This is a genomic window from Aeromonas sp. Marseille-Q7275 (assembly GCF_965119515.1).
Map to the genome: position 1 here is coordinate 58667 of NZ_CBCPLW010000004.1, position 21614 is coordinate 80280.

Sequence of the window (21614 nt, forward strand, 5' to 3'; positions counted from 1 at the left end):
TATTGATAAAACGAGGTCGCTGAATGACAGAGAAACGCAAGGGTGAGGGCGACAAGCTGCTTTATTGCTCTTTCTGCGGCAAAAGCCAGCATGAAGTGCGTAAGCTGATCGCTGGCCCTTCCGTCTACGTATGTGATGAGTGTGTCGAGCTGTGCAACGACATCATCCGCGAGGAGATCCGCGAGATCTCTCCCAAGCGCGATGGTAGCGAGCTGCCGACCCCTCATGAAATCCGCGCTCATCTGGACGACTACGTGATCGGGCAGGAGTACGCCAAGAAGGTGCTGGCAGTTGCCGTCTACAACCACTACAAGCGTCTGCGCAGCGGCAGCGAGTCCGGTGGTGTGGAGCTTGGCAAGTCCAACATCCTGCTGATTGGCCCGACCGGCAGCGGCAAGACCCTGCTGGCAGAGACGCTCGCCCGTCTGCTGGATGTGCCTTTCACCATGGCCGATGCCACCACCTTGACCGAAGCCGGTTACGTGGGCGAGGACGTGGAGAACATCATCCAGAAGTTGCTGCAAAAGTGCGACTACGACGTGGAGAAGGCCCAGCGCGGCATCGTCTACATCGACGAGATCGACAAGATCTCCCGCAAGTCGGACAACCCCTCCATCACCCGCGATGTCTCCGGGGAAGGGGTGCAGCAGGCACTGCTGAAGCTGATCGAAGGCACCATCGCCTCCGTGCCGCCGCAAGGGGGCCGCAAGCATCCGCAGCAGGAGTTCCTGCAGGTTGATACCTCCAAGATCCTCTTCATCTGTGGTGGTGCCTTCGCCGGCCTGGACAAGGTGATCGAACAGCGTTCCGTCAAGGGGACCGGTATCGGCTTTGGTGCCGACGTCAAATCCAAGAATGCCAAGGCGACCTTAAGCGAGAACTTTGCCAAGGTGGAGCCGGAAGATCTGATCAAGTACGGTCTCATCCCCGAGTTCATCGGTCGTCTGCCGGTGGTGGCGACCCTCACCGAGCTGGACGAAGCGGCCCTCATCCAGATCCTGAAGGAGCCGAAGAACGCGCTGACCAAGCAGTACGCCGCGTTGTTCGCCCTGGAAGAGGTGGAGCTGGAGTTCCGTGACGACGCCCTGAACGCCATCGCGCGCAAGGCGATGGAGCGCAAGACCGGTGCCCGTGGCCTGAGATCCATCGTCGAAGCCGTGTTGCTCGACACCATGTATGACCTGCCCTCCCTGGAAGGGGTCAGCAAGGTGGTGATCGACGAGTCGGTGATCAAGGGGGACTCCGCCCCCCTGATGATCTACGACAATCCCGAGACACAGGCCGCAGCGTCAGAGTAACTGACTGATTTTTAATCACATAAAGGGGCATTTTGCCCCTTTCATGCTTTTTACGGCCAAGGCGATTGAATCTCATCTTTGCGCCCCCATATACTCAGCCAAGCGCTTTGCCAACGGTATAACAAGCCGAGAGGACATATATGAACCTAGAGCGTTCAGAACGCATCGAGATTCCCGTCCTGCCTCTTCGTGACGTGGTGGTTTACCCCCACATGGTCATTCCACTCTTTGTGGGGCGGGAAAAATCCATTCGCTGTCTGGAAGCGGCCATGGAGCAGGACAAGAAAGTCCTGCTGGTGGCCCAGAAGGATGCGTCAACTGACGAGCCGACGGTGGAGGAGATCTTCTCCGTCGGGACAGTGGCCAACATTTTGCAGATGCTCAAGCTGCCTGACGGCACCGTCAAGGTGCTGGTGGAAGGGGGCCAGCGTGCCCGTCTTGAGCGGATGATCGATGACAAGGACTTCTTCGTCGGTGAGGCGCAGTACATAGCGTCTGCCCCCATCGAGGAGAAGGATCAGGATGTGCTGGTGCGCTCCGCCATCGGCCAGTTCGAAGGCTATATCAAGCTCAACAAGAAGATCCCGCCCGAGGTGTTGACCTCGATCTCGGCGATCGACGATGCGGCGCGACTGGCTGACACTATGGCTGCCCACATGCCGCTCAAGCTCGAAGACAAGCAGAAGGTGCTGGAAATCGCCTCTGTGTCCGAGCGCATCGAGTTTCTGATGGCCATGATGGAGTCGGAGATCGATCTGTTGCAGGTCGAGAAGCGCATCCGCTCCCGGGTCAAGAAGCAGATGGAGAAGAGCCAGCGGGAGTACTACCTCAACGAGCAGATGAAGGCCATCCAGAAAGAGCTGGGTGAGCTGGAAGACAGCCCGGACGAATTCGAAGCCCTCAATCGCAAGATTGACGAGGCGGGGATGCCGGACGATGCCCGTGAGAAGGCTCTGGCCGAGCTTGCCAAGCTGAAGATGATGTCCCCCATGTCCGCGGAAGCCACAGTGGTGCGCAGCTATGTGGACTGGATGGTGCAGGTGCCGTGGAAGGCCCGCTCCAAGGTCAAGAAGGATCTCGCCAAGGCACAAGAGGTGCTGGATTCGGATCACTATGGCCTAGACAAGGTCAAGGATCGCATCCTCGAGTACCTGGCGGTGCAGGCGCGGGTGAACAAGCTCAAGGGCCCCATCCTCTGCCTGGTCGGGCCTCCCGGTGTGGGCAAGACCTCGCTCGGTCAGTCCATCGCCAAGGCGACCGGTCGCAAGTACGTGCGCATGGCGCTCGGCGGCGTGCGTGACGAGGCGGAGATCCGCGGTCACCGCCGCACCTATATCGGCTCCATGCCCGGCAAGCTCATCCAGAAGATGGCGAAAGTCGGCGTGAAGAACCCGCTGTTCCTGCTCGACGAAATCGACAAGATGAGCTCGGACATGCGCGGCGATCCCGCGTCCGCCCTGCTGGAAGTGCTGGACCCCGAACAGAACAGCAGCTTCAACGATCACTATCTGGAAGTGGATTATGACCTGTCGGACGTGATGTTCGTGGCCACTTCCAACTCCATGAACATCCCGGGTCCGCTGCTGGACCGGATGGAAGTGATCCGTCTGTCCGGTTACACCGAGGACGAGAAGCTCAACATCGCCAAGCAGCATCTGCTGGCCAAGCAGATCCAGCGCAACGGTCTGAAGGAGTCCGAGATCACCATCGAAGACTCTGCCCTGATCGGCGTCATCCGCTACTACACCCGCGAGGCGGGGGTGCGTAGCCTGGAGCGCGAGATCTCCAAGATCTGTCGCAAGGCGGTCAAACGCATCCTGCTGGACAAGAGCATCAAGCATGTTCAGGTCAATCAGGAGAACCTCAAGGAGTTCCTCGGGGTACAGCGTTTCGACTACGGCAAGGCCACCAGCCAGAACCAGATCGGTCAGGTGTGCGGGCTGGCGTGGACCGAAGTGGGGGGCGATCTGCTCACCATCGAGACCACCAACATGCCGGGCAAGGGCAAGCTCACTTATACCGGTTCCCTCGGTGACGTGATGCAGGAGTCCATCCAGGCCGCCATGACGGTGGTACGGGCCCGTGCCGAGAAGCTGCGCATCAATGCCGACTTCTACGAGAAGCGCGACATCCACGTGCACGTGCCGGAAGGGGCGACCCCGAAGGACGGCCCGAGTGCCGGTATCGCCATGTGTACCGCCCTGGTCTCCAGCCTCACCGGCAACCCGGTGCGTGCCGACGTGGCCATGACCGGCGAGATCACCCTGCGGGGCGAAGTGCTGCCCATAGGGGGTCTCAAGGAGAAACTGCTGGCGGCTCACCGTGGCGGTATCAAGCGGGTGCTCATCCCGAAAGAGAACGAACGAGATCTCGAGGAGATCCCGGACAATGTCAAACAAGACCTTGAAATTTATCCGGTTCGCTGGATTGACGAGGTGCTTGCACTGGCGTTGCAGGACAATCCGCAGGGTTTCGAACGCGTTTCTGTCGTGTAAATGTTGATGCGCCGCAAATTTGGCGCATTCGGGGGGTGGTTAAGGCTTGCATGCGCCGGATAACGGAAGTAGCCTTGACCACCGATCGGGTACTCATGATGAGTCGCAATGCGTGATGTGGCGCGGGTTTGCGCCAGATTGTCACTTGCAACTGATCAGGAGGCTTGTTATAAAACCTCCACTTGTTGTGGCCAGGGAAATCAGTGCCGCAGCGATGTTCGATAAAAGGGGAATATAAGAGTGAATAAATCTCAACTGATTGACAAGATTGCAGACGGTGCTGATATCTCCAAAGCCGCCGCTGGTCGTGCGCTGGATGCTTTCATTGACGCCGTTGGTGAAGCCCTGAAAGAGGGTGACCAGGTTGCTCTGGTTGGCTTCGGTACTTTCGCCGTTCGCGAGCGTGCCGCTCGTTCTGGCCGTAACCCGCAAACTGGTGCGACCATCGAAATCGCTGCCGGTAAAGTTCCTGCCTTCAAAGCCGGCAAGGCCCTGAAAGACGCGGTCAACTAAGCCGGGCGCTGATTTTCATCGGCTCCGACCTTGGTCGCTGACCAGACAAGTGAGAGGGCTCTCCCTCATACTGATTGACCAAGGCGCATCGCAATCGGTGCGCCTTTTCATTATTCATGCCCATCGAGTTCGGGAGCATAAGTACAAACATGATGTTGGATAAACTACGCGAAGGGGCGCAGGGCAAGGTAGCCAAGGTTATCTTGGGCCTGATCATCCTCTCCTTTGCCTTGGCCGGTGTAGGCAGCTACCTCAATGGCCCGGCACGTACCGCCCCCGCTACCGTCAACGGCAATGACATCAGTGCCCCCGCACTGGAGAATGCCTATCGCAACGAGCGGGCCCGCATGGAATCCCAAATGGGTGAGGCCTTCAACCAGCTGGCCGCCAACCCCGACTACATGAAACAGTTCCGCCGCGGCGTGCTGGACCGGCTGATCGATCAGGCGCTGATCGATGACAAGGCCCGTCAGCTCGGCCTGCGGGTCAGTGACGAGCAGATCAAGCAGGCCATCGTCGCCATGCCGGAGTTTGCCGAAGAGGGCAAGTTCAACAACGATCGCTACCTGCAGCTGATCCGCCGTGCCGGCATGACCCCCGAGATGTTCCGCGACTCCCTGCGCCAGGACATGGTGCGCCAGCAACTGATGGGCGCCGTGCTGGGCTCCGAGTTCGCCCTCAAGGGCGAGGCCGAGCAGCTCGACAAGCTCTACAACCAGACCCGGGACTTGCGCCTGGTGCGCCTGGCTGCCTCCGCCTACCTGGCTGAGGTCGAGGTGAGCGACGCGGAGGTGGATCAGTTCTACAAGACCAACAGCGGCCGCTTCATGAACGACGAGAAGGTCAAGGTCGACTACCTGCTGCTGGATGCGGCCAACCTCGGCAAGAACATCAAGGTGACCGAGCAGGATGCCCAGGATTACTACGATCAGCACCAAGACCTGTTCCAGCGTGCCGAGCGTCGCCGCGTGGCACACATCCTGATCCCCTTTGGCAAGGATGAGAAGGCGGCCCAGCAGAAGGCCGACGAGCTGCTGGCCAAGGTCAAGGGCGGTGAAGACTTCGCGACCCTGGCCAAAGCCAACTCCAGCGATACCTTCTCCGCCAAGAAGGGCGGCGAACTGGACTGGTTCGAGAAAGGGGTGATGGATCCTGCCTTCGAGCAGGCTGCCTTCGCGCTGGCAAAGACAGGGGATCTTTCCACCGTGGTGAAGAGCCCGTTTGGTTTCCACATCATCAAGCTGCTGGCCGTCGAGCCTGGCAAGACCAAGCCGTTCGTGGATGTGATGAGCGAAACCATCGCCCGTCTGCAAGCGGATAAGGCCAAGGAGCTGTTCTTCGCCGAGCAGCAGAAGATGGCCGACAGCAGCTTCGAGAACCCGGACTCCCTGGATCTGACTGCCGAAGCCATGGGTCTGAAGGTGATCTCGTCTGATTACTTCAGCCAGGCCGATGCCCAGGCGCCCCTCAATGATCCCAAGGTGCTTGCGGCTGCCTTCTCCGAGCAACTGCGCGACGAGAACACCAACTCCGACGTGATCGAGCTCTCCGATGGCAAGGCGCTGGTGCTGCACATCATGGGTCACCAGCCCAAGGCAGCCAAGCCGCTGGCGGAGATCAAGGATCAGGTGATTGCGGCCATCAAGCATGAGAAGGCCAGCGAAGTGGCCCGTGGCAAGGCTCAGGGCCTGCTGGACAAGCTGCACGCCGGCGAGGACATCCAGGCCGATCTGACCGCCCTCGGGCTGAAGGTGGAGAGCCACAAGGGGGTTTCCCGCTTCGCCCAGGAGATGGATCAGAACCTGCTGGCCCAGGCGTTCCGCATGCCCCATCCGAAGGATGGCAAGCCGAGCGTCGAGCTGGTGGCCGAAGCCAATGGCGATCGCGTGGTGGTGGCCCTGGACAAGGTCAATGTGACCAAGGAGCCCTCCCAGATGGTGAGCCTGCTGCAAGGCCAGCTCGGTCAGGGCAAGGCCCAGGCCGACTACAAGTCGCTGATCGACGAGCTGCGCAAAGCGGCCAAGATTGAGTACTTCACCGACGTGGAGGCGACCGTCGAGTAATCGACTCACGCCCTCAATTGAAAACGGCTCCTTGATGGAGCCGTTTTTTTATGTCCCGAACACGTGTCTGCTCGGCAAGCGCGGGCGGGCTGAAGAGGGAAGGGGCTAGGCATGGGCTGGTGCTGGCTATCCTGGCAGGGGATAAGCCGGACGGCTGCATAAGAGTGCGCGACTCCTGTTCGCCATCCTTCCCTTGCCGTGGGGGACGCTTGCTGGGGTGCACGGAGGCATAAAAAAACCGGCGCCACTGGCGCCGGTTTCACGATGTAAGACCCGGGGGTTACACCACGCCCTGGCTGCGCAGGTAATCCTCGTAGGTGCCGCCGAAGTCGCGGATGCCGTTCTCGGTCAGTTCCATGATACGGGTCGCCAGGGAGGAGACGAACTCGCGGTCGTGAGAGACGAAGATCAGGGTGCCCTGATACATCTCCAGCGCCAGGTTCAAGGATTCGATGGATTCCATGTCCAGGTGGTTGGTCGGCTCATCCATGATCAGGATGTTGGGGCGCTGCATCATCAGCTTGCCGAACAGCATGCGACCCTGCTCGCCACCGGAGAGCACCTTGACCGGCTTCTTGATGTCGTCCTGGGAGAAGAGCAGACGACCCAGCACCGAGCGTACCGCCTGCTCGTCTTCGTTGGGCTGCTTCCACTGGGACATCCAGTCGAACACGTTGAGATCGGTGTCGAAATCGTCGGCGTGATCCTGGGCGTAGTAGCCGATCTGGGCATTCTCGGACCACTTGATGGTGCCGCTGTCCGGCGCCAGTTCGCCCATAAGGGTCTTGATCAGGGTGGATTTACCGATGCCGTTGGTACCCAGAATGGCGACCTTCTCGCCCACTTCCAGCATCATGCTCAGGCCCTTGAACAGCGGCTCCTCACCATACCCCTTGGACAGCCCTTCGATCTCCAGGATGTTGCGGTAGAGCTTCTTCTCCTGCTCGAAGCGGATGAAGGGGTTCTGACGGCTGGAGACCTTCACTTCCTCGATCTTGATCTTGTCGATCTGCTTGAGGCGGGAGGTGGCCTGGCTCGACTTGGAGGCGTTGGCACTGAAACGGGAGACGAAGGATTGCAGATCGGCAATCTGGGCCTTCTTCTTGGCGTTGTCGGCGATCAGACGCTCGCGGGCCTGGGTGGCCGCAGTCATGTATTCGTCGTAGTTGCCTGGGTAGACGCGCAGCTCGCCGTAGTCCAGATCCGCCATGTGGGTGCAGACGGAGTTCAGGAAGTGACGGTCGTGAGAGATGATGATCATGGTGCTTTCACGATCGTTGAGCACCTGCTCCAGCCAGCGGATGGTGTTGATGTCCAGGTTGTTGGTCGGTTCGTCCAGCAGCAGGATGTCGGGGTTGGAGAACAGCGCCTGTGCCAGCAGCACCCGCAGTTTCCAGCCCGGGGCCACTTCGCTCATGGGGCCGTTGTGCAGCTCGATGGGAATGCCGGCACCCAGCAGCAGCTCGCCGGCGCGGGATTCGGCGGTATAGCCGTCATACTCGGCGACCAGGCCTTCCAGCTCGGCGGCCTTCATGTAGTCGTCATCGGTGGCGTCGAGGTTGGCATAGATGGCATCGCGCTCGGCGATGGCGGCCCACAGCTCGCTATGACCCATCATGACCACGTCCAGCACGCGCATCTCTTCGTAGGCGAACTGATCCTGGCGCAACTTACCGATGCGCTCGTTGACGTCCAGGCTCACATTACCGCCAGTGGGCTCCAGATCGCCGCCGAGGATCTTCATGAAGGTGGACTTGCCACAGCCGTTTGCGCCGATGAGGCCGTAGCGGTTGCCGCCGCCAAACTTGACGCTGATGTTCTCAAACAGCGGCTTGGCGCCGAACTGCATGGTGATGTTGTTGCTGCTTAACAAAGGAGATGTCCCGGGTTGTCTGTCAAATGGCGCGCATTATGGCACAGATCCCCCGAAAGTTTTAGCAAGAACTGTGATCGGGACCCATTGCAACGGGGACCCGGTGGCGAAAAAGGCATCGCTCATCTGAGGGGAGGGAAAGGAGAGGCGAGGGGGAGACCCGGAATAAGAAAAGCCGGCACTGGGCCGGCTTGGGGGGAGTCAGACAAGCTTAGTGGGCGGAGGCGCCGGAGGCACCGAGCCCGGTCTGGGAGCGGACGAATTGCGGGAAGAACTTCGCATGCTCGTCGGAGGCGTTCTGGGACTTGTCGGTGACCGAGAAGAACCAGATCCCGGCGAAGGCCAGCGCCATGGAGAAGAGCGCCGGGTATTCGTAGGGGAAGATCGCCTGGGCATGGCCCAGTACCTTCACCCACACGGTCGGGCCCAGGATCATCAGGGTCACGGCGCTGATGAGGCCCAGCCAGCCACCATAGACGGCGCCGCGGGTGGTGAGGCGGGACCAGAACATGGAGAGGAAGAGCACCGGGAAGTTGCAGCTCGCCGCGATGGAGAAGGCCAGGCCCACCATGAAGGCGATGTTCTGCTTCTCGAACAGTATGCCCAGACCGATGGCCACCACTCCCAGTACCAGCGTGGTCATCTTGGAGACGCGCAGCTCGTCGGCTTCGTTGGCCTTGCCTTCCTTGATGACGCAGGCATAGAGGTCGTGGGAGACCGCAGAGGCGCCCGCCAGGGTCAGCCCGGCGACCACGGCGAGTATGGTGGCGAAGGCCACGGCGGAGATGAAGCCGAGGAACAGGCTGCCACCCACGGCGTCGGCCAGATGGACGGCCGCCATGTTGGTGCCCCCCAGCAGGGCGCCGGTGGCGTCCTTGAAGTCCGGGTTGGTGCTGACCAGCAGGATGGCACCGAAGCCGATGATGAAGGTCAGGATGTAGAAGTAGCCGATGAAGCCGGTGGCATAGAACACCGATTTACGGGCTTCCTTGGCGTCGCTCACGGTGAAGAAGCGCATCAGGATATGGGGCAGACCGGCGGTGCCGAACATCAGGGCCAGCCCTAAGGAAATGGCGGAGATGGGGTCGGCCACCAGGCCACCCGGGCTCATGATGGCGGCGCCATTGGCATGGACCTTGACCGCTTCGCTGAACAGGGCACCGATGTCGAAGTTGACGGACTTCATCACCATGATGGCCATGAAGGAGGCGCCGGAGAGCAGCATCACCGCCTTGATGATCTGGACCCAGGTGGTGGCCAGCATGCCGCCGAACAGCACGTAGAGCACCATCAGGATGCCGACCAGCACCACGGCCACATGGTATTGCAGGCCGAACAGCAGCTCGATCAGTTTGCCAGCACCCACCATCTGGGCGATGAGGTAGAGGGCGACCACCACCAGGGAGCCACTGGCGGAGAGGCTGCGCACCGAGGTCTGCTTGAGGCGGTAGGAGGCCACGTCGGCGAAGGTGTACTTGCCGAGGTTGCGCAGCCGCTCCGCGATCAGGAACAGTATGATGGGCCAGCCCACCAGGAAGCCGATGGAGTAGATGAGGCCGTCATAGCCCGAGGTGTAGACCAGGGCGGAGATGCCGAGGAAGGAGGCGGCGGACATGTAGTCGCCGGCGATGGCCAGACCGTTCTGGAAGCCGGTGATGCGCCCGCCGGCGGCATAGTAGTCGGAGGCCGAGCGGTTGCGCTTGGAGGCCCAGTAGGTGATGAAGAGGGTGGCGGCCACGAAGGCCACGAACATCACGATGGCCGAGATGTTGAGGGGCTGGCGTTGCACCTCGCCGGTCAGCGCATCGGCCGCCAGCAGGGGGGTGGACAACAGGCTGCCGAGCAGCAGCAGAGACTTGCCTTTCATGATTGCACTCCCTTGAGGATCTTCTGGTTCAGCTCGTCAAACTCGCCGTTGGCCCGGAATACATAGACGCCGGTCAGCACGAAGGAGGCGACGATGAGGCCCACGCCAACCGGGATGCCGCGGGTGATGCTGGAGCCGTCGCTGAGCGGGGTGCCAAGCCAGCCCGGGGCGAAGGCGATGAGCAGGATGAACGCCAGGTAGAGCCCCAGCATCAGGATGGAGAGGGTCCAGGCGAAGCGCTGGCGTTTGCTGACCAGCTCCTGGAAGTTGGGATCTTGCTGGATCCTCAGATAGCGTTGCTGTTCCATTGCAGTTCTCCGTGACGGTTGTGTCAGCTGTGATTGAAGGGTGTCCCTACCGAGCAGGAGACCTGCTCATGTAAGCAAAATGTGAATTAAATGTTATTTTCGGGCAATTAGACTTTGGGATAAGCCAGCGGGCCGCCCTGATGCAGGCGCAGGAAGATGAGGGCGGCGGCGGTGGCGTCACTCAGGGCGTCGTGCAGGGACAGGGGCGGCAACCCCAGGTGCTGGCAGATGGCGGTCAGATGCAGGTCGATGACGGCGTCGGGATAGCGCCGAAAGAGCTGGTCGTGATAGAGCCGGCTCACCTCTATGCCACGCTGGGGCAGGGTGAGCCCCCAGTACCGCTGGCAGGCGAGGTTGAGAATGCGCAGGTCATAGGCGATGTGGTAGCCCACCAGTTCGCGGGGCCCGATGAAGGCCAGCAGCAGACGCAGCGCGGCTTCCAGCGCCATTCCTTGCTGCAGATCCTGATGGCGCAGGCCGTGGATCACCACGGAGTGCGCGCTCAGGCTGGCCGGTGGCTGCACCCTGATGCTGAGGGCCTCGCCGATCAGCACCCGGTTGCCCTGGATGCGCACCGCCCCGATGGAGACGATCTCCGCCTTGGCGGGATCCAGGCTGGTGGTCTCGAAATCCAGCGCCACCCACTCCTCCTCGGGGGGGGTCGCAAAGAGCGGGGCAAACTCCCCGTCCCGGAAGGCTCTACCCAGCCAATGACGTTGCCAGCGGCGCCACATGCCTATTGCCTAAGACGAAAGTGCAAGGTGAGCCACTGCTGGAACTTCTTCACCTGATGCAGGGCATGGCGCAGCAGATCCCTCTCCCCGTGCGCGAGTTCGCCAACCTGTACCCGGCTGTCGCCATCCTTGAGCTGGCTGCGCAGCCGCAGCCGCACAAACAGCCGAAAGGCTTCCGCCAGGTTGGCGCCATAGTCGGGGCTGAGGCGCCCCGCGGCCACCAGGGCGTCGATCCGTCCCAGGGTCGAGGTCTCCAGTACTTCTGCCTCCAGGGCCAGCACCCGCAGGCCGTGCACCAGGGGGAAGAGGCCGCCGCGCTTGAGATCCAGCCCCTCGGGGGCCTGCTCCAGCCGGCCAAAGAGGGTGAGGGGGGTGTGAAAGGCGACCGCCGCCCGGGCCATCTCCGCCAGCAGATCCGGCCGGTCGGCCAGGCACTTTCTCAGGTGGCGGGCGAGGGGGGCGAGCAGAGGGCGATCCCCCATGATGGCCTGGGCATCGGCCAGGGTGGCGAGCCACAGCAGATCGGCCTCGCTGGCGCGCACACAGGCCTGCTCTATCTCGTCCTGCCACTGGCGGGCCCCCTTGACCCACTCCGGGTTGCTGACCATCACCTTCCCCGGGCAGGGGGGGTAGCCGAGGCGCGCGAGCAGGGCGCTGAAGGCGGCCAGATCGGCCTGCCGATCTGGCCAATGCAGGCCATCCGGCAGGATCAGGGCGTTGTCCTGATCGGTCTTCTGGATCTGCTCGCCGCGCCCCTCAGAGCCCAGCATCAGCAGGCACACCTGCTCCTGCACCTCGGGGGGGATCACCAGGGCGAAGGCCTTGGCGATCAACTGCTCGTTGATGGTGGCGATGAGCTTCATCAGAAACAGGGTATGGATCCCCTGGGCAAACAGGGTGCGGATGAGTTGCTGCTGCTCCCGGGCCACCGCCTCCAGGGCCCCCTGGCTGTCCGCCCGGGCGATGCGCAGGGTCAGCACATGGGAGTGGGCGGAGAAGAGCCCCAGCACCTGGGTCAGGTGCAGCACTCCCGCCACCTCCTGCCCCTGCCAGATGACCAGCCGCTTGATGCGGTGACGGGTCATCAGCAGCAGGGCATCGAACAGATAGCTGCCCTGCGTCAGGCCGATCAGGGGCGCCGGGGTCAGCACCGCCAGGGTTGCCGTCAGGGGCAGCCCCTTGAGGGTCAGGGCGTGGAGCAGGGTCTTGCGGGTGGCCAGGCTCAGGCTACCGTCAGCGGCGGGATAGAGCAGGCAATCGGTGCCCCGGCTGGCCATGGCTTCGCTGGCGGCCAGCAGGCTGGTCTGGCTGTCGAGCTGCAGGGGCGGCTGCAGGTGGCCGGGGTCGATACGGGTCAGGATGAATTCCGCCAGGTTCTGTTGCCCGAGCTGGCCGCGGCGCTCCTGCTCTCGCTGACGCTCGGCCAGGGTCGCGGTGAAATAGTGTGCGAAGGGAGGGTGCGCGTCGCACAGCCCCTGGAAGGTGTCGCGGGGGATCAGCTGGCAGAGGGTGTCCTCCAGGGCGCTGAAGCGATGGCGGCAGCGGCCGTCGAACTGGGCGCGCACGTCGAACATGTCCCCCACGCCATAGTCGCCGAAGGGCTGGTGGGGCGCCGACTCCTCCACCGCGCCCTTGATGACGAGGTAGAGGCCGGCGGGCTCATCCCCCGGCTGTTGCACCGTCTGGCCGGCGCGGAAGTAGCAAATGCTGAGGCGCTGGCCGAGTCGTTCACGGGCCGCCTCGCCCAGGCAGTCAAAGGGCGGGCGGGCAAAATCGAACAGGAGTGACATGACAATTCTCGGCCTGTGGGCATGGGGCCAGTCTGGCAAAGGGACCAGGGCGGGGCTAGCCGACTTTAGTCGCAGAGCCGGGCTGGCCTCCCTGTACCTGCCGATAACACTCTGGTAACGTTGTGGTATGACCAGTGTCGGCACAAGGAAGAGGAAGGAAATGGACAAGCCAAGGATCAGATGCGAGATCCGGGACGGCATCGCCGAGGTGATGCTGACCCGGGGGGACAAGCTCAATGCCCTGGACAGGGCCATGTTCGGCGCCATCGACGAGACGCTGACGCAGCTCGCGCAGCACAAGGGGCTGCGGGCGGTGATCCTGCACGGCGAGGGGCGGGCGTTCTGCGCCGGGCTGGATGTGAAATCCATGCTGAGGCAGCCGGTGGCGGCCCTCGATATTCTCAAGCGCGAGGCGGATGAGGCGACCAACCTGGCCCAGCGGGTCGCCTATGGCTGGCACCAGTTGCCGGTGCCTGTGATAGCCGTGACCCAGGGGGTCTGTTTCGGCGGCGGTCTGCAGATAGCACTCGGGGCCGATTTTCGCTTCAGCACCCCGGATTGCCGCTTCTCTGTGATGGAGATCAAGTGGGGCATCATCCCCGACATGAGCGGCAGTGTCACCCTGCGCAATCTGATGGGGGTGGACACCGCCATGGAGCTGGCCATGAGCGGCCGCGAGCTGGATGCCCAGGAGGCGCGGACGCTCGGGCTGGTGAGCCGGGTCTGCGAGGATCCCCTCGACGCGGCGCGGGAGTTCGCCAGGACCCTGATCACCAAGTCGCCGGATGCACTGGCGGGGATCAAGCAGCTCTACCATCAGGCCTGGGCCCGCAGCGACGAGCTGATGCTAAAAGAGGAGACCCGGCTGCAGAAGCAGATCCTGGGGCGCCCCAACCAGTGGCGGGCAACCCTCAACAGCCTGTTTCGCTGGCGCCTGCCGTTCGGACCGCGCCGCAACGCGCTCTAAGCCACCGCGCCCTCAAGAGAGCACCAAATGAAAATGGCAGCCGAAGCTGCCATTTTGCATTGTACCGTCTGATCACTTGGCAACGGAATCCGCATCCGGCTCGAACGGGTGACCAGATTGTTCCTGCTCCAGGTTTTGCTCGGAGCGACGGCCCGTCCAGTAGTCGGCGTTCTTGATGCCCAGTTTCTCCGGGTGGAACACGGGATCCAGCCCCAGGGCCTTTTGGGCCTCATAGTCCTTCAGGCAGGCGAAGGCGGGCTTTTGCAGCAGCAGGATGGCACCGATGTTGAGCCAGGCCATCAGGCCGACCCCGATGTCACCCAGACCCCAGGCCAGCTCGGCGGTCTTGACGGTGCCGTAGACGGTGGAGGCCATCAGGGCCAGCTTCAGCAGGAAGGTGAGCCAGGGGCGGTTTATCTTGCGGTTGATGTAGGCGATGTTGGTCTCGGCGATGTAGTAGTAGGCCACTATGGTGGTGAACGCGAAGAAGAACAGGGCGATGGCGACGAAGTAGTTGCCAAAGCCTGGCATCATGCTCTCCATGGCGGTCTGCACATAACCGGGGCCGGCCGCGATGCCGGCGATGCCGGTATAGATGGCGGCACCGTCCGGACCCTGTACGTTGTACAAGCCGGTGATCAGCAGCATAAAGCCGGTGGCGGAGCAGACGAACAGGGTGTCGATGTAGACGGAGAACGCCTGCACCAGGCCCTGTTTGGCCGGGTGGCTCACCGCGGCGGCGGAGGAGGCGTGCGGGCCCGTGCCCTGTGCCGCTTCGTTGGAGTAGACGCCACGCTTGACGCCCCACATGATGGCCAGGCCCAGAATGGCACCGAAACCGGCTTCCATCCCGAAGGCGCTCTTCCAGATCAGCAGGATCACGCCAGGCAGCTGGCCGATGTTGAGGGCGATGATGACGCAGGCGACGATGATGTAGCCGAGCGCCATGAAGGGCACCACAGTACTGGCGAAGCTGGCGATGCGTTTCACGCCGCCGAAGATGATGAAGCCGAGCAGCAGTGCCAGACCGGCGGCGGTGACGTTGGGATCGATGTCAAAGGCAGTCTGCAGGCTGGAGCCGATGGAGTTCGCTTGCACCCCAGGCAGCAGCACGCCGCAGGCGAAGATGGTGGCGATGGCGAAGGTCCAGGCGTACCACTTCATGCCGAGCCCTTTCTCGATGTAGAAGGCCGGGCCGCCGCGGTACTCGCCATTGATCTTCTCCTTGTAGACCTGGCCCAGGGTGGACTCCACGAAGGCGGAGCTGGCGCCGAGGAAGGCGACCATCCACATCCAGAACAGGGCGCCCGGGCCGCCGAAGGTGATGGCGGTGGCGACGCCGGCGATGTTGCCGGTACCGACCCGGCCGGCCAGGGTCATGGCCAGCGCCTGGAAGGAGGAGACGCCCGCATCCGTGCTCTTGCCATCAAACATCAGGCGCACCATCTCCTTGATGTGGCGCAGTTGCAGGAAACGGCTGCGCAGGGAGAAGTAGAGGCCCACCCCCAGGCACAGATAGATGAGCGCTGGGCTCCAAATCACGCCATTGATGGCATTGACGATCTCATTCATGTACAACAACTCCTTTGTTGCGCTGTCTTGGCGAGGTCTGTGCCTCGCTCCCTTAACATTGAAATATGTGGTGACCAAGAGGGTCACTCAGTATTGTGCGGGACTTTCGACTGGTTAGTCCGCGGGTTTTAACATATCGGTTTGTATCGGCCCTTCCTAGTGAAAAGTGTTGTCACTTTGTTAATTTGTGAATTGACATTAACAAATGGTGCGTGGAACTGGACAAGATTCGGAACTTACCCATCAAGTGCATCTTTTCCAGAGCCAGGGGCCCGCAGGGCATAGTGCAAATAGGAGGCCAGGAGTGACAATGAGAGAAAATGACTGCACCATTCGTCTCGCGGAGCGGGGGGATGGCGCCCTGTTGTCGGCGCTGTTCGCCCAGCTGGGTTATCCGACCCCGGGGGAGGAGGTGGACGGGCGGCTGGCCGAGCCGGATCCGGCCCGGGAGGTGCTGGTGGCCCTCTATCATGGGGAGATGGTCGGGGTGCTGGTATGGCATCGGCTGCAACCCATGCACCTTGCACCAGCCTGGGGCCTGATCTCGGCGCTGGTTATCGATGAAGGTGCAAGGGGCGGCGGCGTGGGTGCCCTGCTGCTGGCGGCGACCGAGGCGCGGGCGCTGGCCTCGGGTTGCAGCCAGCTGGAGCTCTCCAGCAGCCTCAAGCGCGAGGGGGCTCACCGTTTCTACCTGGCGCAAGGGTATGGCGAGCGGCCGAAACGGTTCGTGAAATTATTCTGATGTGGCATGAGGAGTCTGTGTGTTCTGGTCCAGGTTGAAAGCGGTATTCGGTCTTGCATCCCCCGGGGAGCGTCATGTCCCCGAGGCGCTGGAGTGGCAGCAGGCCCTGGCGGCCGTGCCCATCTTGCAGGGCTTCTCCCACGATGAAGAGCAGCAGCTGATCGAACTGGCCCGCCACTTCCTCTCCCGCAAGACGCTGACCCAGATCGGGGTCGAGCTCACCCCCCGTCAGCAGGGAGTGCTGGCCCTGCAGGCTGTGCTGCCCATACTGCATCTGGGGCTGGAGTGGTATCGCGGCTTTCACGAGGTGATCATCATCCCCGAGCCCGTCACCCGCCGCCAGGAGGTGCAGGACGAGTTCGGGCTGGTGAGCGAGTTTGAAGAGGAGAACGCCGGCGAGTCCTGGCCCCAGGGACCCCTGGTGCTGGCCTGGAGCGAGTTGCAGCAGGATGGGGACTGGGATGGCTTCAACCTGGTGATCCACGAGCTGGCGCACAAGCTCGACATGCTGGGGGGGGATGCCGATGGCGGGCCGCCACTCCCGAGCGGCATGGATCAGCGGCAATGGACCCAGGCGCTGCAGGCCGCGTTCGATGAGATGAATGCCGCGCTGGCCAGGGGAGAGGTGACCCAGATAGACCCCTATGCCGCCACCCACCCCGCCGAGTTCTTCGCGGTGTGCAGCGAGAGCTTCTTCACCGAGCCCCTACGTCTGAGGGCCGTCTATCCCGCCGTCTACGAGCAGCTCGCCCGCTTCTATGGTCAGCAGCCTGCCGCCCGCTTCCCGGCTACCCGATGGCTGGCAGGGGATGGCGAGCTGCACAGCTGACGGGTTCTATGCCTCGGCGACAGAAAAACAAAAGGCACCCGAGGGTGCCTTTTGCATGGGCGCGAGCGCCAGGGCGCGGCAGATTATGCGGCAGCCTTGAGCTGGACTGCGGCGGCTTTCTTGTGATCGCCGATGGGCAGCACGGTACGGCCGAACTGTTCGTTGATCACGGTGGCCATGGCCAGGTAGATGGCGCTGGCGCCGCAGATGATCCCTTCGAAACCGGCGATGGTGCCGATCAGGGTACTGCCGGTGAAGTCACGGGCGGCCAGCAGGAAGAAGAGCACGGTCAGGGAGGCGAACACGAACTGCTTCACCCGCGGGAAGTTGACGGTGCCAACCAGCATGAACAGGGTGAACATGCCCCACATCAGCAGGTACCAGCCCATGTAGGCGTGGGGAGTGGCTTCGGCCAGACCCATGGTCGGCATCACCAGCAGGAACACCAGGCTCCACCAGAAGGTGCCGTAGGAGATGAAGGCGGTGACACCGAAGGTGTTGCCACGCTTGAACTCCATGATGCCGGCGATGATCTGGGCCAGACCGCCATAGCACAGGCCCATGGCCAGGATCATGGCGCTGATGGGGAAGAAACCTGCGTTATGGATGTTCAGCAGAATGGTGGTCATACCGAAACCCATCAGACCCAGAGGGGCAGGGTTGGCCAATTTTTCGCTCACGTGGCGTTCTCCAAAAATAGAGGTGGGGGTTGATAAAAGACGCGCGATTTTAGGCAGGCTCTCGGCCCTGAGCAAGGGGGTGAGGAGGCTAAATGGTAAAAAAATGACAGGAAATTTTAAGTGACCAACCATTCGTACCATTCAGGTAGACGACAGGTGAATGGATAACGTTTTCAATGTTACTTTTTTGTATTAAAGGCTCCCGAAATGAAAGCGGGTAACGAAAGGCGCGTCTGCGGTTATGACCGGGTTGCGGGCCCACCGCGCGCTGGAATAAGCGATGCCGGGTTGAAAATTCACCTCATATGCCATCAGACAAGAGGTGTTCAGCACCATTTGATCAGCTGGAACCCTCTGCTGATTGACGGCACAGCCCCGACGCCAGGCAGGGGCGTCCTCGGGGTCAGGCATGACCGCCCTCGGGGCCAGGCTGGGGCGTGGTGCTGGCCCCGAGCCAGGAGATCGGCCAGCGAAGCCGGGAAGCCTCCTTCAGGATGCACGGGGGAAAGAATGGCGCGCATATCAGCCGCCAACCGGCCTGAGGGGGAAGCGCAGGTTCACGGAGGTGCGCCTGGACGCTGGCCTGGGTGGGAGCGCCGGATTTTCCACCCTCTCGTGGCTGGTGCCTGATCACAAGGGATGGTGCAGGGCCAGGGGCCTGCGGTTAGCAAGAAAGCAAGCAAAGAGGCGAGCAGAGAAGGGAGCAGAATGAGGGCTGAGAGCGCGAGCCAGAAGGGGGAAATCCCCCCTTCCCGGGGTCATCATCGCGGATCAGTTGTCCAGGGTGAGGACCACCTTGGCCTCCTTGTCGCTCTCCTTGACCTGGCTGTCGAGCACGAACAGGCGATCCGGCGTGATGCCCTGGGTATCCACCAGGTACTCCTTGGTGTTCTGGGCCCGGCGCATGGCGAGGTTGCGCAGGGACTTGGCGGTGATCAGCTGCTGATCCCGCAGCAGGATCACCGCCTGGGTGCGCAGGGCCGGGCTCTGGGCCGGGAGCGCCAGGCGATCGGCCAGGGTGCCGAGGTTTTCGCTGAACTTGGCCTCATAGGCCTCGGCCAGGGCACTCTGCAGGGCGGGGTCCTGCTCCAGCAGGGCGAGATCCACCGGGTTGCCGGTGATCTTGGCCAGCACCCGCTCCAGCTTCTGGCGCTGCAGGATGGGGCGCTCCTCGTTGAAGTTGACCTTGCCGCGGATGTTCATGCTGAGCCTGGGCCTCTCTTTGAGGGCCTGAGCCAGGGTGGTCAGCTTGCTCTGCTGGCTCGGGGTGAGGGCGGGATCGCCGGGCAGGAAGGGGAGCTCATCGAGATCCTTGGTGCCCCCTGTCAGGGACGCCAGCAGGGAGAAGGGGGAGGTGATGGCCTTGCTCAAGGTGTTGCCGAGCACGTCCCAGAAGATGTTGCCCAGGCTGAAATCCGGCTGATCCAGGTTGCCCTTCACCTTGAGGTTCATCTTGATGACGCCGCTGGCGTCGCTCAGCAGGGCGATGGCGAGCCCGAGGGGCAGATCCTTGGCCTGCTCGCTTTTGACCTTCTCGCCGAGTTGCAGCTTCTTGATGGTGATGTCGTTGTCCCCCTCCAGCCGGTTGCCCTGCAACTTGTAGTTGAGTTTCATGGAGAGCTGCCCCTTGTCGATGGCGTAGCCGGCATAGGTGCTGGAGTAGGGGGTGAAGGTGGTGAGCTCCAGGTTGTTGAAGGCCACGGCGACGTCGAGCACGGGATCCTCGATCAGCAGGTTGGCGCCCCCCTTGATGGTCACCGGGGCGTATCTGTCCACCTTGCCGTTGAAGTCGAGCTCGGAGCGCTGCCCCGGGACATTGGTGATGTGGCGGCTCTGGCCCGCGAGGGAGGCGATGTCCACCACGAACTCCGGGCTCAGGCTGCGATCGGCGAAACGCAGGTTGCCCTGGGTGGTGCGGACCTGGTCGATGAGGATGTGCGGTGCGGGCGCGCTCTGCTTGCTGGCCGGTTGCGGCAGCAGCAACTGCTGGACGTTGGTGACACCCTCCTCATTGATCTCGATGCGGGCGAAGGGTTTGCTCAGCAGGATGTCGGCTATCTTCAGCTGCTGGCTGATGCCGTCATAGTGCAGCCCGCTCAGTTGCAGCTTCTCTATCTGCAGCAGTCGCTGATTGTCGGCCCGATCCAGCACGTTGAGCCCCTCGATGTCGAGCCCGCCGCTCAGCGCCAGCTTGCTGAGGACCCCTTTGTCATCGGTGGCAAGGTCCAGCCGAGTGCGGCTGGCGAGCCGGCCGTCCCGCACGCTGATGCGCAGCAGATCCTGCAGGTAGGGCTGGGCCAGGGTGAGCGGCAGGCCCTGCTGCTTGAGGGTGCCGTTCAGGGCGAAGGGACCAAGACCCAGGGTGCCATCAAAGGCCAATGTCGCCTGGGGAGGGAGTGTGCCGGTCAGGGTGAGGGTGCTGTGTTGGCCGGGCTGGCTGCCGAGGGGGCCCAGGGTGAGCTCCAATCCCGAGAGCTCCCGCAGCAGGGGCTTGCCGCTGCTGGACTCGGTCAGCTTGAGCACCCCCTGGCTGATGCGGGTCTCTCTGAGCTGCCAGCGCCAGGGTTTGCTCGCTGTCGGCTGTTTGGTCGCCGCTTTGGTGCCGGGCGGCGAGATCAGCAGCGCGGCCAGGTCCAGTTGCTGCTTCTCATCGAGCGCGGCGGTGACGGCGGGGGCCTTGAGGGTGGCGGCATCCAGCTCAAGGCTCTGCTTGCTGCCATCGACCCGGATCCCGGTCAGGGCCAGCTGGTTGAAGCGGGCAAATTCGCCGCCCTTTGCCCTCTTGAACTGCCAGTTGGTCAGGGTCAGCCTGCCCTTGGCGATCTGCCATGCCAGCCCCTGCTTGCCGGACGTGAGCCGGTACGCCAGCTCGGCGCTGGCCTCGCCCCTGGCCAGGGTGGCCTTGACATAGGGGGCCCAGAGGGGGGAGAAGGGGGCGAGGGCAACCTTGCCGAGGCTGAGCTGCCCCTTGCCGGCCCCTGTCAGGATGTTGAATTCACCGTCGGCCTTGAGGGGGCTCTTCTCATTGAGGGTCGCACTCAACCGATAGCGGTTGAGGGCCGACGGCGTGCTGGAAAAATCGGGTAGCTGCAGGGCTATCTTTCCGAGGGTGAGAGGCGGCAGCCAGCCCGGGCTGCGCTGCTTGCGGCTATCGCGGTAGTGGAATTGCCCCTGGACCAGGGCCAGCTTGCCGATGCTTACCACCAGGGGCTCGCCGGTGGATGGCGCCGGCTCCCTGGTCTGCAGGGCGTCGAGCAGGGGGGTCAGGGCCTCGGTCAGGTTGAAACTGGCCTCTCCCTTGTTATCCGCCAGGCGCACCAGGCTCACCCTGGGGGTGGTCAGGGTCAGCTCCTCCAGCACCAGGGCTCTCTGGCGCCAGCTCTCCTTCAGCCTGGGGATGAGCCGCAGCTCTTCGAACGACACCAGGGGCTGCTGCCGCTCATCGAGCAGGGCGCTGGGCCCCAGCACGAGGGAGGGGGAGCGCAGCCCGACCTCTATCTTTCCCAGGGTGAGCTGCAGCCCATAATGGGTGGCGAGCCAGCCCGGCAGGTGGCGCTGGATGAGGTTGGGGGCTTGCCAGAGCAAGATGGTGACGCAGATGAGCAAGAGCGCGACAAAATAGAGGGCGTAACGCAACAGGCGAGCGGGCAGAGGCTTGAGCATGATGGTCTCCATTGGATGCGCACATGGTAGCAATTAATCGCCGTTCGATCATGGTATGGCTCTCGGGCTGCGCCTTACTCTGTCCGGATTAGCTGAATTATCGAGCAAGGCTGGGCCTCCCGCGCCAGATAGGGACTCTTTTTGGCCGAGCGGCCTTGTTGTTCGGGACGGGGGGAGATTGAGCCGTCGGCAGCCTTTCGCGCCAACTCGGGTGGGCGGC

The 21614-nt window shown here is 62.5% G+C and carries 15 protein-coding genes; 7 read left to right on the forward strand and 8 right to left on the reverse strand.

Annotated features, from left to right (window positions below; all coding sequences use genetic code 11):
• Positions 1-23: 23 nt before the first annotated feature.
• The 4 genes from clpX (at position 24) to ppiD (ending at position 6369) form a co-directional block, all read left to right on the forward strand.
• Positions 24-1298 (forward strand): ATP-dependent protease ATP-binding subunit ClpX, encoded by a 1275-nt coding sequence (gene clpX / locus ACWPWQ_RS05545; protein WP_404838354.1) that lies wholly within the window; start codon positions 24-26, stop codon positions 1296-1298.
• A 140-nt stretch (positions 1299-1438) separates the two neighbouring features.
• Entirely contained in the window at positions 1439-3793 is a 2355-nt protein-coding gene (gene lon, locus ACWPWQ_RS05550) for an endopeptidase La (protein ID WP_202045408.1), read from the forward strand.
• Between the two features lie 240 nt (positions 3794-4033).
• Positions 4034-4306 carry a nucleoid-associated protein HU-beta gene (gene hupB / locus ACWPWQ_RS05555; protein WP_005315375.1) on the forward strand — a complete coding sequence of 91 codons (273 nt, stop codon included), beginning with the start codon at positions 4034-4036 and terminating at the stop codon, positions 4304-4306.
• Between the two features lie 149 nt (positions 4307-4455).
• The gene (gene ppiD, locus ACWPWQ_RS05560; RefSeq protein ID WP_454009200.1) at positions 4456-6369 is read left to right on the forward strand and encodes a peptidylprolyl isomerase; all 1914 of its coding nucleotides are present in this window, start codon (positions 4456-4458) and stop codon (positions 6367-6369) included.
• 280 nt (positions 6370-6649) lie between these two features.
• On the opposite strand, the gene ACWPWQ_RS05565 is transcribed toward ppiD, so the two are convergent.
• The 5 genes from ACWPWQ_RS05565 to ACWPWQ_RS05585 form a co-directional block, all read right to left on the reverse strand.
• Positions 6650-8242, reverse strand: a complete 1593-nt coding sequence (locus ACWPWQ_RS05565; protein WP_139439391.1) for an ABC-F family ATPase — start codon at positions 8240-8242, stop codon at positions 6650-6652.
• A 211-nt stretch (positions 8243-8453) separates the two neighbouring features.
• Positions 8454-10109 carry a cation acetate symporter gene (locus ACWPWQ_RS05570; RefSeq protein ID WP_139439390.1) on the reverse strand — a complete coding sequence of 552 codons (1656 nt, stop codon included), beginning with the start codon at positions 10107-10109 and terminating at the stop codon, positions 8454-8456.
• Positions 10106-10417, reverse strand: coding sequence for a DUF485 domain-containing protein (locus tag ACWPWQ_RS05575; RefSeq protein ID WP_139439389.1), 312 nt, complete (start codon positions 10415-10417; stop codon positions 10106-10108). The genes ACWPWQ_RS05570 and ACWPWQ_RS05575 overlap by 4 nt, the downstream gene beginning before the upstream one ends.
• A 107-nt stretch (positions 10418-10524) precedes the next feature.
• On the reverse strand, positions 10525-11151 hold the full coding sequence (locus tag ACWPWQ_RS05580; RefSeq protein ID WP_454009201.1) for a 3'-5' exonuclease: 627 nt from the start codon (positions 11149-11151) through the stop codon (positions 10525-10527).
• A gap of 2 nt (positions 11152-11153) precedes the next feature.
• The gene (locus ACWPWQ_RS05585; protein WP_454009202.1) at positions 11154-12941 is read right to left on the reverse strand and encodes a putative nucleotidyltransferase substrate binding domain-containing protein; all 1788 of its coding nucleotides are present in this window, start codon (positions 12939-12941) and stop codon (positions 11154-11156) included.
• Positions 12942-13101: 160 nt separating this feature from the next.
• Between ACWPWQ_RS05585 and ACWPWQ_RS05590 the strand changes: the two genes are divergently transcribed.
• A complete protein-coding gene (locus ACWPWQ_RS05590) occupies positions 13102-13908 on the forward strand; it encodes a crotonase/enoyl-CoA hydratase family protein (RefSeq protein WP_454009203.1) in 807 nt (268 codons plus the stop codon).
• Between the two features lie 72 nt (positions 13909-13980).
• Here the strand turns inward: ACWPWQ_RS05590 and ACWPWQ_RS05595 are convergent, their stop codons facing one another.
• Complete coding sequence (locus ACWPWQ_RS05595; RefSeq protein ID WP_139439385.1) at positions 13981-15480, reverse strand: alanine/glycine:cation symporter family protein; 1500 nt, start codon at positions 15478-15480, stop codon at positions 13981-13983.
• Between the two features lie 310 nt (positions 15481-15790).
• On the opposite strand from ACWPWQ_RS05595, the gene ACWPWQ_RS05600 reads away from it, so the two are divergent.
• Entirely contained in the window at positions 15791-16222 is a 432-nt protein-coding gene (locus tag ACWPWQ_RS05600; RefSeq protein ID WP_454009204.1) for a GNAT family N-acetyltransferase, read from the forward strand.
• Between the two features lie 19 nt (positions 16223-16241).
• Positions 16242-17051 (forward strand): M90 family metallopeptidase, encoded by an 810-nt coding sequence (locus ACWPWQ_RS05605; RefSeq protein WP_454009205.1) that lies wholly within the window; start codon positions 16242-16244, stop codon positions 17049-17051.
• 83 nt (positions 17052-17134) lie between these two features.
• On the opposite strand, the gene ACWPWQ_RS05610 is transcribed toward ACWPWQ_RS05605, so the two are convergent.
• Both ACWPWQ_RS05610 and ACWPWQ_RS05615 read right to left on the reverse strand, forming a co-directional pair.
• The gene (locus ACWPWQ_RS05610) at positions 17135-17731 is read right to left on the reverse strand and encodes an acetate uptake transporter (protein ID WP_005315399.1); all 597 of its coding nucleotides are present in this window, start codon (positions 17729-17731) and stop codon (positions 17135-17137) included.
• A 771-nt stretch (positions 17732-18502) separates the two neighbouring features.
• A complete protein-coding gene (locus ACWPWQ_RS05615; RefSeq protein WP_454009206.1) occupies positions 18503-21406 on the reverse strand; it encodes a DUF748 domain-containing protein in 2904 nt (967 codons plus the stop codon).
• Between the last annotated feature and the right edge of the window lie 208 nt (positions 21407-21614).